Here is a 14,339-nt window from a genome sequence, read left to right on the forward strand (position 1 = left end):
GCAATGGGTCAGGTGTCTAGACTGGAAGAGCCGGACATTGGTATGTCAGCGTTGATCGCAAATTGCGCGGCGAAAGCCCTGATGTAAGCGGGCCGAGCTTCCCCGCGGGCCACATAGGCGGCCAGGTTTTGATATTCGTCCAAGATGCCTGACATTCTCAGTCGCAGCAGCACTGATACCATCAACAGATCGCCGGCGCTGAACGCGCCGTCAAGCCAGTCGGCGGCGTCCAGGTGGACAGAGAGCTTGTCCAGCGTCGCGCGAACACGGTCCTTTACCAGCGGCAGGCGCTCTTCGCTCCAAGGCTTGTCACGTTCGAATATTCTTGCCGTCATCAATTCGAGGATCGGTGGCTCGACGGTGTTGAGCGCGGCAAACATCCAGGTGATGGCACGCGCGCGGGCATCGCTATCCGCAGGCAGCAGGCCGGCGTACCGTTCGGCGAGATGAAAGACGATCGAGCCGGTCTCGAACAGGCACAGGGATCCTTCCTCATAGGTGGGGATCTGGCCGAAGGGGTGGATGGCCAGATGCTCGGGCGCCTTCATCTCGGCGAAGGAAACGAGACGAACCTCATAGGGTTGGCCCACTTCTTCGAGCGCCCAGCGAACGCGCGTATCGCGCGCCAGTCCCTTGCCGCCATCGGGCGATCGTTCAAAGGCTGTGATGGTGGGGGTCATTGGCAGGCTCCGGTGTCGGGTATGGTTTTTGGTTGCGTCCAAAGGACGAATGAGCGACGTCACTCCCGACAGGCCATCCTCCTTTTTCAGCCATGGGGTGAGGGCGGCACCGAAGCTGCCGATCTCCCCTCTTGTGGGGGAGATGTCCGGCAGGACAGAGGGGGGCGCTGCCCCGCGATCCTGTCCCCAATCTGCAATGCTCTCACGCTTGTTTCGTCGGGTCTGCCACATGCGGACGCAGTGCCCGGCAAAGAGAGGTTGGCGTTCCTTCGCGCCCCCCTCTGGCCTGCCGGCCATCTCCCCCACGAGGGGGGAGATTACAGCGTCGCCGCGTCGCCAAACCATCGTGACGCGGTCCGGCTCAGCTCCTCAAGGTCGGGCACAGCGTCAGCGGCCCAGGCGACGATGCCATCGGGGCGCACGAGCAGGGCGCTTAGGCCCAACCTCTCCTTGGCGTCGCCGGCGACATAGGTGGCTGATCCGCAACAGGGCGAACTCGACGATTTTCTGGATGGCGAGCGTGGCTGGATCGGCGACTGGCGATCAGCCGCTTCGTGCGAACGCGCCGATGCTGTCGAGCAGCGGCTGTTGGTCGCCGACCCAGAACCAGTGGTCGTCACCGGCAACCTCGATGAACCGTGCGCCCGGAATCCGGGCGGCGAGGAACCGCCCCGCCTCGATGCGCACGGCGCGGTCGCCGGTGCGGTGCAGCACCATCGTCCGGGCCGAGACCTTTGCCAGGAGATGACGGACATCGGTATCACGCAGTGCCTCCAACAGACCCGCGACCGCGCCGGGACTGGAGGCCGCCCTGAGCAGTCCGGCCCACCAGGTCCGAACCTGGCGGTCACCGGCGAGACTCGGCGCGAAGGTTTCGATCTCCGCCGGACCACCCCAGCCGGCGAGCAGGCGTCGCTTCCACAGATCATATTGCGCGGCGGTCAGGGCGAGGGGATAGTCGGGGGCGTGGCTGCCTTTCGCGAGCGAGCCCCAGAGGACAAGGCCGCTGAGGCGATCGGGGTGATCCACGGCAAAACGAACACAACCCGGTCCACCCTCCGAGGCGCCGATGAGCAGGGCGCGACGGCTTCCTGCCGCATTCATGACCGCCAGAATATCCTGCGCCGTTGCTTCGACGGTGGAGCGGGCGCCGACGCGGTCGGAAAGCCCCATGCCGCGCCGGTCGAACAGGATCAGGCGACCTAGCCGCGAAACCGAGTTGAGCCAGGCGCGACAGCGTCCGTCTTCCCAAACGCGCTCGACATGTGAAATGAAGCCGGGAACAAGCACGATGTCCATCGGGCCAGTGCCGACGATCTGGTAGGCGATGTGGATGCCGTCGACTTCGACGTAGCGCGTTGCGGGGACGGCGGCATCGTGCGTTTGCTGCTGCAGCAGGGCAAGGGTGGCGGGGTCCGGCGCGACGCCGAGTTCATCCCTCAGCAGCCGCACGCAGGATTCGACCTGGCGCTCGGCCGCCGCCCTGTCCCCAGCCGCCAGATGGGCACGGATCAAGTGACGGTGCGCGCTTTCGCTCAGAGGATCCAGCCCGGCCAGGCGTGTCGCGCTCACGACGGCAGCACGGGGCTCGCCATCGGCGATCTTGGCTTCGACCAGCCGTTCCAGCACCTGCACCAGGCGGCTGCGCAAGGCCTCGCGCCTGAAGAAAACCCACTCCTCGAATTCCGGACAATCCGGAACTGAGAAGCCGGCGAGAAAGTCGCTCCGGTATGTATCGGCCGCCGCGTCGAGGGGACCGACATTGCAGGCATGTTCGAAAAAGCTGGAGTCGACCTCGACCGATAGCTCCGGGTGAAGGACGAGCGATGCTCCGGTGGCGGCGATGACCTCGCTGCCGAAAGCGATGCGGATTTTATACAGTGTGCGGCGAAGGCGTGCCCGTGCGGATTCTTCGTCGGTTTCAGGCCACAGAAGCGTGGCGGCGACGTCGCGCGCCACGGGTCCGCCGGCCTCTGCGAGATAGACCAGGAGCGCAGCCGCCTTGCGCAAGGCAAGCTCCACCCGCCGCCCGTTCAGGCGGAACTCCGGAAACCCCAGAAATCGGAACGCCAATCGTTCCATCGAAACCGTGTGCGGCCGCCGAAGGGGTTTGAGAGGACGTTGAGGGGACGCCGGCCTTCTATCTACCCCACGACGCCGGGCCGATTGGGCCCGATCAGGAGACTCCCTTGGAGCGAGAAATGCCACTGGTCAATACGTCCGCCCATCACTCTACGTTCGAGATCGATGCCGGCACCCTTGTTCGTGCCGCAACCACACGGCAGGGAGGCTGACACATGTGCCAATCCTGTCTTTCCTGGTACGCACGCTGCGTTGCTCCCTACTTCGTCCACGCCGGCTGTTCGGCGAATGCGTTCGCGCATATGCGAAGGCGCATGATCCCGAGGGCAGAGGGCATCGTCGTCGAAGTCGGCTTCGGCTCGGGCCTGAACCTTCCCTATTACGACGCTGCCCGGGTGAAGCGGCTGGTCGGCGTCGATCCCGACGGCACGATGCTCGGCCTGGCCGGACCGAAGTGCCGCTCCTCGCCATTCGATGTCGAATGCCTGCGGGCCGGCGGCGAAAGCCTGCCATTGGCCGATGCCTGTGCCGACACGGTCGTCGTCACCTATGCCTTTTGCACCATTCCGGACCCCGAGGCGGCGCTGAGCGAAATCCGGCGCATCCTGAAGCCCACGGGCCGGCTGATCTTCATCGAGCACGGCCAGGCCGAGGGGCCGCGCTGCCGCAGGTGGCAGGAGCGCCTGAACCGCCTGTGGCGACGGCTCGCCGGCGGCTGTCACCTCAACCGCGATCCGTTGGGCCTGATCCGGGCGGCGGGCTTCCACCTTATCGAAGAAGAGCGCAGGCGGTTTCCGCTGCCCTTCTGGCAATTGGGGAGCCACCATGCCGGCGTGGCGGCGCCGACAGGTTGATCGCCGCCGAAGCTTAGCAATCAACTCGGGCTGAGCGTGGGCTCAGCCCTTCGAAATGCCGCGTGCGATCAGCCGGGCAAGGCGATCGGAAAACGCCCTGGCGTCGGCCGGCTTGTCGCCGTCGAGCACGCGCGCCTCGTCATAGAGGAGATGGGCCGCGTCGTCCTTGAAGGCCTGTTCCTCCTCGCCAAGGCCGGCGAGCGCCAGCACGCGCTGGTGCCGCGGATTGATTTCCAGGATCGGCTTCGCCGCCTTGTCGAGGCGGCCGGCGGCGTTGAGCAGCCGCTCGAACTGACGGTCGGGGCCATGTTCGGGTGCGACCAGGCAGACGGCGCTTTCGGTCAGGCGATCTGATGCCTTCACGTCCGACACAGCATCGCCGAGCGCCGCCTTGACGAAAGCCAGGAAGCCGTCGACTTCCGGTGTCGTCGCCGTGTCCGGCTTGGCGGCGCTGTCGGGCAGCGGGATGTCCGACAGCTCCGCCACGCCCTGTGTCACCGACTTGAACGGCTTGCCGTCGAAGTCCGGTGCCATCGTCACCCAGAAGCTGTCGACCGGGTCGGTAAGCAACAGCACCTCGATGCCGCGTGCCTTGAAACCTTCAAGCTGCGGCGAGGCTTCGAGCCGCGCGCGGTCGTCGCCGGCCATGAAGAAGATCGCCTTCTGGCCTTCCTTCATCGCCGCGACATAGTCTGCAAGCCCGCGCCAGCCTTCGCCCGAGCCGGTCGAGCGGAAACGGGCAAGCTTCAGCAATTGCTCGCGGCGCTCATGGTCCTCGTAGAGCCCTTCCTTGAGGACGACGCCGAAATTCTCCCAGATTTTCGCATAGGCCTCGGCTTCATTCTCGGCCAGCTTGACGAGATCGCCGAGCACGCGATTGGTCAGGCCCTTGCGGATCGCGGCCAGCAGCGGGCTTTCCTGGATCATCTCGCGCGAAACGTTGAGCGGCAGATCGGCGGAATCGACCAGCCCGCGCACGAAGCGCAAATAGCGCGGCAGGAGGTCGGCGTCGTCGGTGATGAAGACGCGGCGCACATAGAGCTTCATGCGGCCCTTTCGGTCCTGGTCGAAGAGATCGAACGGGCGCGAGCCGGGCACGAAGGCAAGCACTGAGTATTCCTGCCGACCCTCGGCGCGGAAATGGATGGTGGCAGCCGGCTCGTCATACTGGCCGGCGACGCCGCGATAGAAGTCGGTGTATTCCTCCGGCTTGATCTCGTTCTTCGGCCTGACCCAGAGTGCCGTACCATCGGCGATGTCGCGCGCCTCGGCGCCAGGTTTTTCAACGAACGTGATCGGCACCGGCACATGGCCCGATTGCGATTTGGCCAGCTGCTCGAGCCGGTAGGAGCCGGTGTAGGAGACGGCATCGTCCATCAGATGCAGCACGACGCGGGTGCCGCGCCTGGGTGCAGCTTCGAGCGGGGCGGGCGCGATCTCGTAGGAACCTTTGCCGTCGGACGACCAGCGCCAGGCTTCCTCGCTTCCCGCCAGCCGGCTGACGACATCGACCCGGTCGGCCACCATGAAAGCGGAGTAGAAGCCGACGCCGAACTGGCCGATAAGCTGGGTGTCTTCGGTGCTGGAACCAACCCGCTCGATGAAGGCGCGCGTGCCCGACCGCGCGATCGTGCCAAGGGCCTCCGCCATGTCGTCGCGGCTCATGCCGATGCCGTTGTCTTCGACGGTGATCTGCTTGTTGTCGGGGTCGGCCGAAATCGAGATGCGTGGCTTGGGGTCGTCGCCCAAGAGTTCGGGCCGGCTGACGGCCTCGAAACGCAGCTTCTCGCAGGCGTCGGCGGCATTGGAAATCAACTCGCGCAGGAAGACGTCCTTATCGGAATAGACCGAATGCACCATCATGTGCAGCAGCCGCGAAACATCCGCCTCGAACGCCCTGGTTTCCGTCGCTTTCGTATCCGTCGTCATTCAGATTTTCCCACAATGTTCGTTCGCCCGCTGCGCCGAGGCGCATTCGGGATTTCCTTTCAACCATTTTCAACTGATGTGGCAACTCGGCAGTTGCCAACGCGGCGACAATATCGATGGGATACGAAGGCAACAAGGGGTGAGAACTGGGCGCCCGCAGCAAAACTGCCAATCTCCCCCCACGTGGGGGAGATGCCCGGCAGGGCAGAGGGGGGCGCTGTCCCGCCGACTCTCCCCGTCCGTTCGCCAATCGCGATGTGTTCTCTCGTATCGGCAGAAGAGCAAGGTTGGCGCCCTACGGCGCCCCCCTCTGGCCTGCCGGCGTTCGTCGCTCGGAAAGCCAAGCAATTGGCTTTCCGTCCGCTGCGCTGGCCGCTCCTCACCCCCCACGAGTGGGGAGATTGGCAGCTTCGGCGTCCGCGCCTACTTCCCCGCCATCTGGTCGGCAAGCGCCTGCGCCTCGCCGACCAGAGCCGGGAAGGCCGCGTCTTTCGGCAATTGTTCGCCCATGCATTTGCGATAGTCGTCGTCGCCTTTTTCCCAGGCGGCATTGGCGGCATCATAGGCCGTTTCGTCCTGCTGCCCGGACGCCTGCGCGGCGAGTTTCTGGGCGGCTTCGTCGGCCGCGGTCCACAAGGCCTCGCAGGCCGCGATCTTGGGAACAGGTGGTGTGGCGGGCGCCGAGGCGATCATGACGCTGTTGCCCTTGACCAGCGTGACGACGACCTGCTGCTCGTAGATCGGGCCGACATCCTGCGTCCACCCGCCGAGCCGCGCGATGGCGATGTCGGCGCCATCAGGCTTCTTCAGTGGAAAATCGAGCGTTCCCATGAAGGCGGCGTCGCTGTTGATCGCCTGGGTGTAGAAGGCGTCGAGCTTCAGCGCTTCGTTGATATCGGTGGGCAGTTTGAGTGCCGGGTCGGTCTCGGCGGACCGAGCCTGGAGCCAGCGGTCGAGAAGACCCCGCGTCGTTGCCAAGAGGCTCGGGCCGTCATCGCTCTTGGTGTATCGCAGCCCGTCGAGCATGCCATATCCGACATCGGCGTCGCTCAGGCTTTCCAGATTGATGGTGCCGGTTGCCGGGAAATCCTTGACCGCTAGGGGGCCAAGAAGCGCGGAAAGGCGCGCTTCGAGATCGGTCCGCGCCTTGGCATCGGCGGCATCGAGGTCTTCCACGGGAGCGTTCGCGCTGTTGAGCGCTGCGATCGCTGCAATCGCCTTGTCGCGCGCGGCAATATAGTCGTCCTCCGGCGATGCCGTGAAAGCCGCGCTGCTCGCCAGCGCGAACATGACCGTCCAGACCAGCCGCATAATGGGAATCTCTCCAGTTCCAGGGTGTTGTGCTGGAGACATTGTGCAACGAGCATGGTGAAAACATGGTCAGGTTTGCTTTCGCTTCTCCACATCCGCCTTCCTCAGCAGGAAGCGCTGGATCTTGCCGCTCGGCGTCTTCGGCAATTCCGTCACGAAATCGATTTCGCGCGGATAGGCATGCGCAGAAAGCCGCTTGCGGACATGCTGCGCCAGTTCCTCGGCGAGCGCCTCGCTTCCCTTGAAAGGGGGTGCCAGGATGACGAAGGCCTTGACGATCTCGGTGCGCTGCGGATCGGGCACGCCAACCACTGCGGCCTCGTTGACCGCGGGATGTTCGATGAGCGCGCTTTCGACATCGAAGGGGCCGATGCGGTAGCCCGATGAGGTGATGACGTCGTCGGCGCGGCCGATGAAGGAAACCGAGCCGTCCGGCTCGTATTCCACCGTGTCGCCGGTGCGGTAATAGCCGCCTGATATCGCCGGTGTCTGTTCCTGGTGATAGCCGTCGAACCAGCGCAGCGGCGAGTTGGCGATGTCGACTGCAAGGATGCCGGGCTGGTTGGGGCCGAGCTCGTTGCCGGCCTCGTCCAGCACCACCATGCGGTAGCCGGGCATGGCAAAGCCGGCGGAGCCCGCGCGGACAGGATGCGCGAGGCCGTGGTGGTTGTTGACCATCATGCCGTTCTCGGTCTGGCCGTAATGATCGTGGATGGGCGCACCGAGGTGCGCGTCGAACCAGCGGATCACTTCCGGGTTGAGCGGCTCGCCGGCGCTGCTCACCACGCGCAGCCGGCCCTTGATGCGGGCGGCGGCGTCGGGACCTTCGGCGAGCAGCAGGCGGAAGGCGGTGGGCGAACCGGCCAGGCTGGTGACGCCGAGCCGCTCGATGACCTCATAGGTGCTCCTGGCATTGAAGGGACCTTCGTTGAAGGTCGTGGCAATGCCAAGCTGCAGGGGGCCTGTGACGGCATAATAGAGGCCATAGGCCCAGCCGGGATCGGCGATGTTCCAGAAGATGTCGTCGGGACGAAGTCCGATCGCGTCACGCATATAGGCGCCGAAGGCCAGCAGCGCACCGAGCGGCACCGGCACGCCCTTGGGCAGGCCTGTCGTGCCCGAGGTCGACATCATCATGAATAGATCGCAACCCTTGCGCATCACCGGCTCACAGTCGGGCGAGACGGCGGCAATGGCGGCACGAAAATCGGTGTCGCCTTGGGGCAAGGTGTCGTCGCGGTCGAGAATGGTTGCCACGCGCGGGCAGCTCTCGATCTCGTCGAGCTTGCCGCGATTGGCTGGATTGGTCACCACCAGTTTCGCCCCGCTGTAGCCGAGCCGATGTTCGATCGCCTTTGGGCCGAATGCGGTGAACAGCGGCTGGTAGACGGCACCGATGCGCCAGGTGCCGAGGATCAACGCCACCAATTCGGGAATGCGCGGCAGCATGCCGGCGACGACATCGCCGGGGCCGACGCCCAAATCCTTGAGCAGGTTGCCGACGCGGCCCGAAATGTCGGCCAGATCGTCGAAGCTGAATCGCCTGAGCTCGCCGCCGGCCGAGATCGCGCGCAGCGCCAGACGGTTGCTGCCGGTATGGCGGCCGCAGCATTCGACATAGGCATTGATGCCGGTCGCCGGGTCGCCGTCGAGCCTGGCGATCTCATCCTCGATGCGAAAGCGCTGAACAGCGTCGTCGTAGCGCGGCAAGCCGGTCCTGGTCATGGCAGTCCTCCCTGGCGGCGCCACATCTCCCCACGGAGCGCCGTCGCGGCGACAATGACATCAGATGGCGTGGATGGGCAATGAAGGAAGCCGATTGTGCAGGCAGAAGAACGGGCGGAGCTAGGATCCTTGCCGGCCGTGTCCGGCGCTGGAGCCATAGAGGGCGGCGTTGCCCTCGCGCATCATGCGCAGCGCCTCTTCCTCGGTCAGGCCGAACTTGCGCATCATCCGCCGGATCTCGGGGCTCACCGTGACCTCGACCGGTCTTGCCGCATGACGCATCTTCATGGCCTTCTTCTTTGGCATCAGTGCGCATCCCAATCTGGCCGGGGCATGCTTCGCATCAGCTCTGCCCCGGCCTTACGGTGCCACGCCAGATCATCGGGGCATGGTAGATCATACGGCTGCCGGCACCGCCTTCTTCCCGCGCACCGGTGGCCAGCCGCACGGCGTGCGTGGCGATTTCCTCGATGGGCGGTGCGAATGTCGTCAGCCGGTACGAAGCCCAGTCGGCCTGTTCGATATCGTCGAAGCCGATGACGCAGAGATCGCGCGGCACGCTGATGCCGAACTCACGGCGCGCCGCGTCCAGGAAGCCGCAGGCAATGAGGTCGGTGACGCAGAACGCCGCATCAGGACGCTGCCGGCCGGAAAACAGGCGCCTGGCGCCCTCGATGCCGGTTGCATAGCCGGTGCGTCCCTCGCGCCACAGGATCACCTCCAGCCCTTCCTTCCGCGCGGCGGCGATGAAAGCCGTCTCGCGGGCCAGAAGGCTGGGTGTGCCGGCGGCCGACGTGACCAGGGCAGGCCTCGTGCAACCGGCGCGGATGAAGGCGTGCAATGCCGCCTCGGCGGCTGCGGTGTTGTCGACGCCGATGTTGTGCGGCCCGTCGAAGCGGTCGTCGCGATTGATCAGGATCAGCCGCTGGCCATTCTCGAGGCAGGTACGGATCAGGACTTGCGGCGGCGAACCGGACAGCACGATGCTCGCATCGGCGCGATAATTCAGCGTGTTGCGCAATGCCTGATCGACATGGTGGTTGGGGCCGGAGGTGTTGAACACCATGGCCACCTTGCCGGCATCCCGCAGATGCTGCGTCAGCATCCGCTGCAGCCGGGCGTGATAGGGCGTGTCGCCGTCGGCAACGATAAGGCAGACGATGCCCGTGGAGGCCCGCATCAGGCCGCGTGCCAGATGGTTGACGTGATAGCCGAGCTGCTCGGCCGCCAGCAGCACACGCTCGCGGGTTTCTTCCGAGACGCTGGCGCCGGGGGTGAAGGTTCGCGACACGGCCGAACGCGAAACGCCGGCAAGGTCGGCGACCTGCTGGGCGCTGGAAAAACCGTTGCGGGCTCTCTGGACGGTCAGCCGAAACGTCTCGCTGCTGTTTCTCGTGATTCCTTGCACGGCAGTGCAACATAGCGCACGTTCCGAGCTATTGCCACTGCCGTACTTGACACCTGCGCCAGAATGAAACAGCTTTGCACAGCCGTGCAACAAATGCGACGGCACTGGAGGATATCCTGTCCATTTCAGCGACGACGGCATCGAGGGTGCGATTGTCCGGACCGGCTGCGTGAGCACGGCAGTGGCGCATCCCGGGGCGGACCGGCTGTCCGATGCCGAAATGGACAGGCGTGCCGATGTCTGCCGCAAGCTGCTCGCCTCGGCGGGAGAGTTGGCGATGGAGGGATACTCCAGGCTCGACGCCACCCAGCCGGTGGCGATGAAAGGGCCGCAGGATTTTCTCACCGAAACCGACGGCAAGGTCGAGGAGCACATCCGCGCGACGCTGGCAGAGGCCTTTCCGCAGGACGGGTTTCTGGGCGAGGAGACCGGCGGCACCGGCTCGGCCCGCATGTGGGTGGTCGACCCGATCGACGGCACCGCCAATTTCATGCGCGGCGTTCCGCATTTCTGTATCTCCATCGCCTTCGTCCAGGACGGCCGCAGCGAGATCGGCGGCATCGCCAATCCGGCCGTCGGCGAGACGTATTTCGCCCGCCGGGGGCGTGGCGCGACGCGCAACGGCGCGGCGATCCATGTTTCACCGACGCAAGCTTTCGACCGCGCCTTTGTCGAGTTCGGCTGGTCGCCCAGGATCCCGAACCGCGTCTATCTGGACAAGGTCGCGCTGGTCTGGTCGCTCGGCGCCAATGTGCGGCGCTCCGGTTCGGGGGCGCTTGGGCTGGCCTATGTCGCCGACGGCCGCTCGGACGCCTACGCCGAGCTTCATATCAATTCATGGGACTGCCTGGCCGGATTGCTTCTGGTGGAGGAGGCCGGGGGCCGGGTGAACCGGTTTCTCGACGGCGAGGGCATGACGAAGGGCAATCCCGTGCTTGCCGCAGCGCCGGGCGTGGCGGCGACGCTGTCCCAGGTGATCGGAGTGCCGCTCGACGACGGTTGAATTGCAAGAGCAGGTTAAGGGAGGAATATCGATGAAAGGTCCATTTGATCGCAGGCGGGGCAGGGCATGGCTTGGTCTCGCGGCACTCGCCATTCGCCCGCCGTGGCGGAAGGAACCGTCGTAGGCATCGATTTTGACCCGGCAAAGATCGTGCTGATCGCCGGCGAATAGGGCTGGATCTCACCTCTAGAGGTTCGCCTCGGCGAAGATGCGCGCGGCCCAGTCGAGGAAGACGCGCAGCCGGGGCGAAAGCTGCCGGTTCTGCGGGTAGAGCGCCGACAGTGGCGTCGGTGACGGCGGGTAGTCTGCCAGCACCTCGACGAGCGTGCCGTCGACAAGATCTTTTTCAAAGCGATAGCGTGGGGCCTGGATGAGGCCCAGGCCAAGCCTGGCCAGGTCGGCGGCGGTGTCGGAATTGTTGGCGGCGACGCGGCCCGGCAGCCTGACTTCGCGGGTCTTGCCGCCGACGGTGAATTCGAAGGGCAGCACTTCGCCGGTGCGCGACGAGACGAAGCCGACCGCCTGGTGGCCGTCGAGCGCGTCGGGTGAGGCGGGTGTGCCGTGGCGTTCGAGATAGGCGGGACTGGCGCAGGTCATTTCGCGGATCATGGCCAACCGCCGCATGATCATGCCGCTGTCGGGTGGCTCGCCGACGCGGATGACGCAATCGACGCCCTCGCGCACCAGATCGACCAGCCGGTCGCTCTGGCCGATCTGCAGGTCGATGCGAGGATGGCGGGTGAGGAATTCCGGCAAGCGAGGCAGAAGAAATGTCCGGGTGAGCAGCGTGCTGGCGTCGATGCGCAGGAGGCCGAATGGCTCCGCATTGCGGAAGGCGGCTTCCGCATCCTCGATCTCAGCCAGGATCGACAGGCAGCGCCGGTAATAGGCCTCGCCATCCTGCGTGGCATTCACCTGCCGCGTCGTGCGTTCCAGGAGCCGCGCGCCGAGATGTTCTTCCAGCCGCCGGATCGCTTCCGTGGCGGTTGAACGGGGCAGGCCGAGATCGGCGGCGGCAGCGGTGAAGCTGCGTCGCTCGAGAACGCGAACGAAGAGCCGCATGGTGTCCAGGCGATCCATGGTCTTTGTTCGCAAATTCCGAATAGTGATGTCAATAGGAAGCTGATTATCCGGAAGATGGCATGGTCTATATCCCGTGTCACCGACAACACGGAGAGACTTCCATGACACCCATTCCGACCAGAGCTGCGATCGTAACCGGCGCTTCCAAGGGCATCGGCGCGGCGATCACGCAGCGGCTAGCCCGCGACGGCATGGCCGTCGTCGTCAACTACTCGCGAGGCCGCACCGAGGCCGAAGCGGTCGTCAGCGCCATTGAAGCCGGTGGCGGCAAGGCAATCGCTGTCCAGGCCAACATCGCCGATCCGGCTGGTATCGTCATGCTTTTCGATGCCGGTGAACAGGCGTTCGGCGGCGTCGACATTCTCGTCAACAATGCTGGCATCATGAAGCTTTCGCCGGTCGCCGAGACCGATGACGCCTCCTTCGACAACCAGGTCGCCACCAATCTCGGCGGCGTGTTCCGTGGAATGCGCGAAGGCGCGCGGCGGCTTCGTGATGGTGGCCGCATCATCTCATTCTCCAGCAGCGTCGTCGGCCTCTATCAGCCGGGTTATGGTGTCTACGCTGCCACCAAGGCGGCGGTCGAGGCGATGACGCACATCCTGGCCAAGGAGCTTGGCGCGCGCCGTATCACCGTCAACGCGGTGGCGCCCGGACCGGTCGAGACGGCGCTGTTCACGGACGGCAAGAGCGCGGCGCAGATCGAGGCGATCGGCAAGATGATTCCGCTCGGCCGGCTCGGCCAGCCCGACGACATCGCCGGCGTGGTCTCGTTCCTGGCCGGGCCGGACAGCTTCTGGGTCAACGGGCAAATCATCCGCGCCAATGGCGGCGTGATCTGAAGGAGGCTGTCGACGGCGTCTCCAGCCGCCCGACGGCTGCTCCATCCCAAAACCTGATCCAACTTCAACACAAAAGGAAACGATCATGCCATTCGCCAACATCAAGATGCCGCAGGCGGCCCTCTCCAAGGCCCAGAAGGAAGACCTCATCCATCGGATCACCGCCATGTTCGTCGACTTTTTCGGCGAGGGCGTACGGCCCTACACGATGGTGCTGGTCGAGGAGGTCGCCGACGGCGGCTATGGTCGCGCCGACGAAGTGTTCGTCGTGCCGGAAGCCTATCGCGCCAAGGAGTAGCTCCGGGAAAGGTTTGCGCCAGTACCCCCACACGGACCTTCGGTCCGACCTCCCCACAAGGGGGAGGTGGGAGCCGAGCTTTTCTGCATTTCCATAAAAGCACGGTCGCATAGGTGAACAAGGCGCTCCCTAACCCTCCCCCTTGTGGGGAGGGTCGCTGCGAAGCAGCGGGGTGGGGGGCGCCGCTCAATCACTCCTGGGCATCCCGACCCAGTCGGCCGCGATTTCGGCGAACAGCCAGTCGCGGAACGCCCTGATCTTTTTCTGGCGCAGCGCGCCTTCGGGATAGACGACGTAGTAGCGAGCCGCCGATTTCAGCGCGAGGTCGAACGGCCGGACCAGACGCCCCGCCGCAAGATCGGCCGAGACCAACGCGCTGCGGCCGAGCAGCACGCCTTCGCCATGAACCGCCGCCTCGACGGCGAAGGTGGCGGAATCGAAGCGCACGCCGCGCTTGGCGTCGACGTCCGTGACGCCCGCTTGGTCCAGCCATGTCGCCCAGTCGATGCGGAAAGCGTCGTGGATCAGCTTGTGATGCCTGAGATCCTCGGGCCGGCGCAGCGGATGTTCACCCGCCAGGAGTTCCGGGCTGCAGACCGGGAAGACCTCCTCATCGGCGAGAAACTCGGCGGTCACCCCGCTGTAGTCGCCCCGGCCATAGCGGATGGCGATGTCGATGCCGTCGCTGACGAAATCGGCAAACACGCCCGAGGTCGACAACCGCACGTCGATATCGGCGTTGGCGCGGTGGAAGCGATGCAGCCTCGGCACCAGCCAGCGACCGGCGAAGCCGTCCGAGGTGCTGACGTTCAGGACGCGCGTCGAGCGGTCGGGCGTGGCGGCGATGGTGGCGGCGGCGATCTGGTCCAGCGCCTTGCCGACCTCCGCCGCATAGGCCGCGCCTACGGGCGTCAGGCGCACCGACCTTGTCCCGCGATCGAACAGCTGGATGCCCAGCCTGTCCTCGATGTTGCGGATGGCGCGGCTGACCGCGCCATGGGTGACGTTGAGCTCTTCCGCCGCCTTGGAGAAACTCAAATGCCGGGCGGCGGCGTCGAAGGCGGGCAAAGCGGTGAGGGGTGGCAGTCTGCGCGGCATGGTCTCGACCTGTGAGCATTGCTCAC

13 protein-coding genes and 1 pseudogene are annotated in these 14,339 nt (G+C 65.3%); 4 read left to right on the forward strand and 10 right to left on the reverse strand.

Annotated elements, in window-relative coordinates:
* Positions 1-8: 8 nt before the first annotated feature.
* The 3 genes and pseudogenes from AC0NIH_RS14825 to AC0NIH_RS14835 form a co-directional block, all read right to left on the reverse strand.
* Complete coding sequence (locus AC0NIH_RS14825; RefSeq protein WP_473465647.1) at positions 9-680, reverse strand: glutathione S-transferase family protein; 672 nt, start codon at positions 678-680, stop codon at positions 9-11.
* A 317-nt stretch (positions 681-997) separates the two neighbouring features.
* Positions 998-1,153 (reverse strand): annotated as a pseudogene (locus AC0NIH_RS14830) (aromatic-ring hydroxylase C-terminal domain-containing protein); the annotation flags it as partial.
* Between the two features lie 70 nt (positions 1,154-1,223).
* Complete coding sequence (locus AC0NIH_RS14835) at positions 1,224-2,762, reverse strand: bifunctional AfsR/SARP family transcriptional regulator/alpha/beta hydrolase (protein WP_473465644.1); 1,539 nt, start codon at positions 2,760-2,762, stop codon at positions 1,224-1,226.
* Between the two features lie 215 nt (positions 2,763-2,977).
* On the opposite strand from AC0NIH_RS14835, the gene AC0NIH_RS14840 reads away from it, so the two are divergent.
* The gene (locus AC0NIH_RS14840; RefSeq protein ID WP_473562698.1) at positions 2,978-3,616 is read left to right on the forward strand and encodes a class I SAM-dependent methyltransferase; all 639 of its coding nucleotides are present in this window, start codon (positions 2,978-2,980) and stop codon (positions 3,614-3,616) included.
* 42 nt (positions 3,617-3,658) lie between these two features.
* Here the strand turns inward: AC0NIH_RS14840 and htpG are convergent, their stop codons facing one another.
* The 5 genes from htpG to AC0NIH_RS14865 form a co-directional block, all read right to left on the reverse strand.
* The gene (gene htpG, locus AC0NIH_RS14845; RefSeq protein WP_473465639.1) at positions 3,659-5,545 is read right to left on the reverse strand and encodes a molecular chaperone HtpG; all 1,887 of its coding nucleotides are present in this window, start codon (positions 5,543-5,545) and stop codon (positions 3,659-3,661) included.
* Between the two features lie 423 nt (positions 5,546-5,968).
* On the reverse strand, positions 5,969-6,856 hold the full coding sequence (locus AC0NIH_RS14850) for a hypothetical protein (protein ID WP_473465637.1): 888 nt from the start codon (positions 6,854-6,856) through the stop codon (positions 5,969-5,971).
* Positions 6,857-6,925: 69 nt separating this feature from the next.
* Positions 6,926-8,581 (reverse strand): acyl-CoA synthetase, encoded by a 1,656-nt coding sequence (locus AC0NIH_RS14855; protein ID WP_473465634.1) that lies wholly within the window; start codon positions 8,579-8,581, stop codon positions 6,926-6,928.
* 120 nt (positions 8,582-8,701) lie between these two features.
* Positions 8,702-8,887: a hypothetical protein gene (locus tag AC0NIH_RS14860; RefSeq protein WP_473465631.1), complete on the reverse strand. Its 186-nt coding sequence runs from the start codon at positions 8,885-8,887 to the stop codon at positions 8,702-8,704.
* A 37-nt stretch (positions 8,888-8,924) separates the two neighbouring features.
* The gene (locus AC0NIH_RS14865; protein ID WP_473465686.1) at positions 8,925-9,980 is read right to left on the reverse strand and encodes a LacI family DNA-binding transcriptional regulator; all 1,056 of its coding nucleotides are present in this window, start codon (positions 9,978-9,980) and stop codon (positions 8,925-8,927) included.
* Positions 9,981-10,209: 229 nt separating this feature from the next.
* Between AC0NIH_RS14865 and AC0NIH_RS14870 the strand changes: the two genes are divergently transcribed.
* A complete protein-coding gene (locus AC0NIH_RS14870; protein ID WP_473465684.1) occupies positions 10,210-10,992 on the forward strand; it encodes an inositol monophosphatase family protein in 783 nt (260 codons plus the stop codon).
* 186 nt (positions 10,993-11,178) lie between these two features.
* Here the strand turns inward: AC0NIH_RS14870 and AC0NIH_RS14875 are convergent, their stop codons facing one another.
* A complete protein-coding gene (locus AC0NIH_RS14875; RefSeq protein ID WP_473465628.1) occupies positions 11,179-12,072 on the reverse strand; it encodes a LysR family transcriptional regulator in 894 nt (297 codons plus the stop codon).
* A gap of 104 nt (positions 12,073-12,176) precedes the next feature.
* On the opposite strand from AC0NIH_RS14875, the gene AC0NIH_RS14880 reads away from it, so the two are divergent.
* Together AC0NIH_RS14880 and AC0NIH_RS14885 are read left to right on the forward strand one after the other, a co-directional pair.
* Positions 12,177-12,917 carry an SDR family oxidoreductase gene (locus AC0NIH_RS14880; protein WP_473465626.1) on the forward strand — a complete coding sequence of 247 codons (741 nt, stop codon included), beginning with the start codon at positions 12,177-12,179 and terminating at the stop codon, positions 12,915-12,917.
* 85 nt (positions 12,918-13,002) lie between these two features.
* Complete coding sequence (locus AC0NIH_RS14885; protein WP_023767238.1) at positions 13,003-13,215, forward strand: tautomerase family protein; 213 nt, start codon at positions 13,003-13,005, stop codon at positions 13,213-13,215.
* A 186-nt stretch (positions 13,216-13,401) separates the two neighbouring features.
* Here the strand turns inward: AC0NIH_RS14885 and AC0NIH_RS14890 are convergent, their stop codons facing one another.
* Positions 13,402-14,313: a transcriptional regulator GcvA gene (locus AC0NIH_RS14890; protein ID WP_473465622.1), complete on the reverse strand. Its 912-nt coding sequence runs from the start codon at positions 14,311-14,313 to the stop codon at positions 13,402-13,404.
* Positions 14,314-14,339 lie beyond the last annotated feature (26 nt).

Source organism: Mesorhizobium sp. WSM1386 (assembly GCF_055901595.1).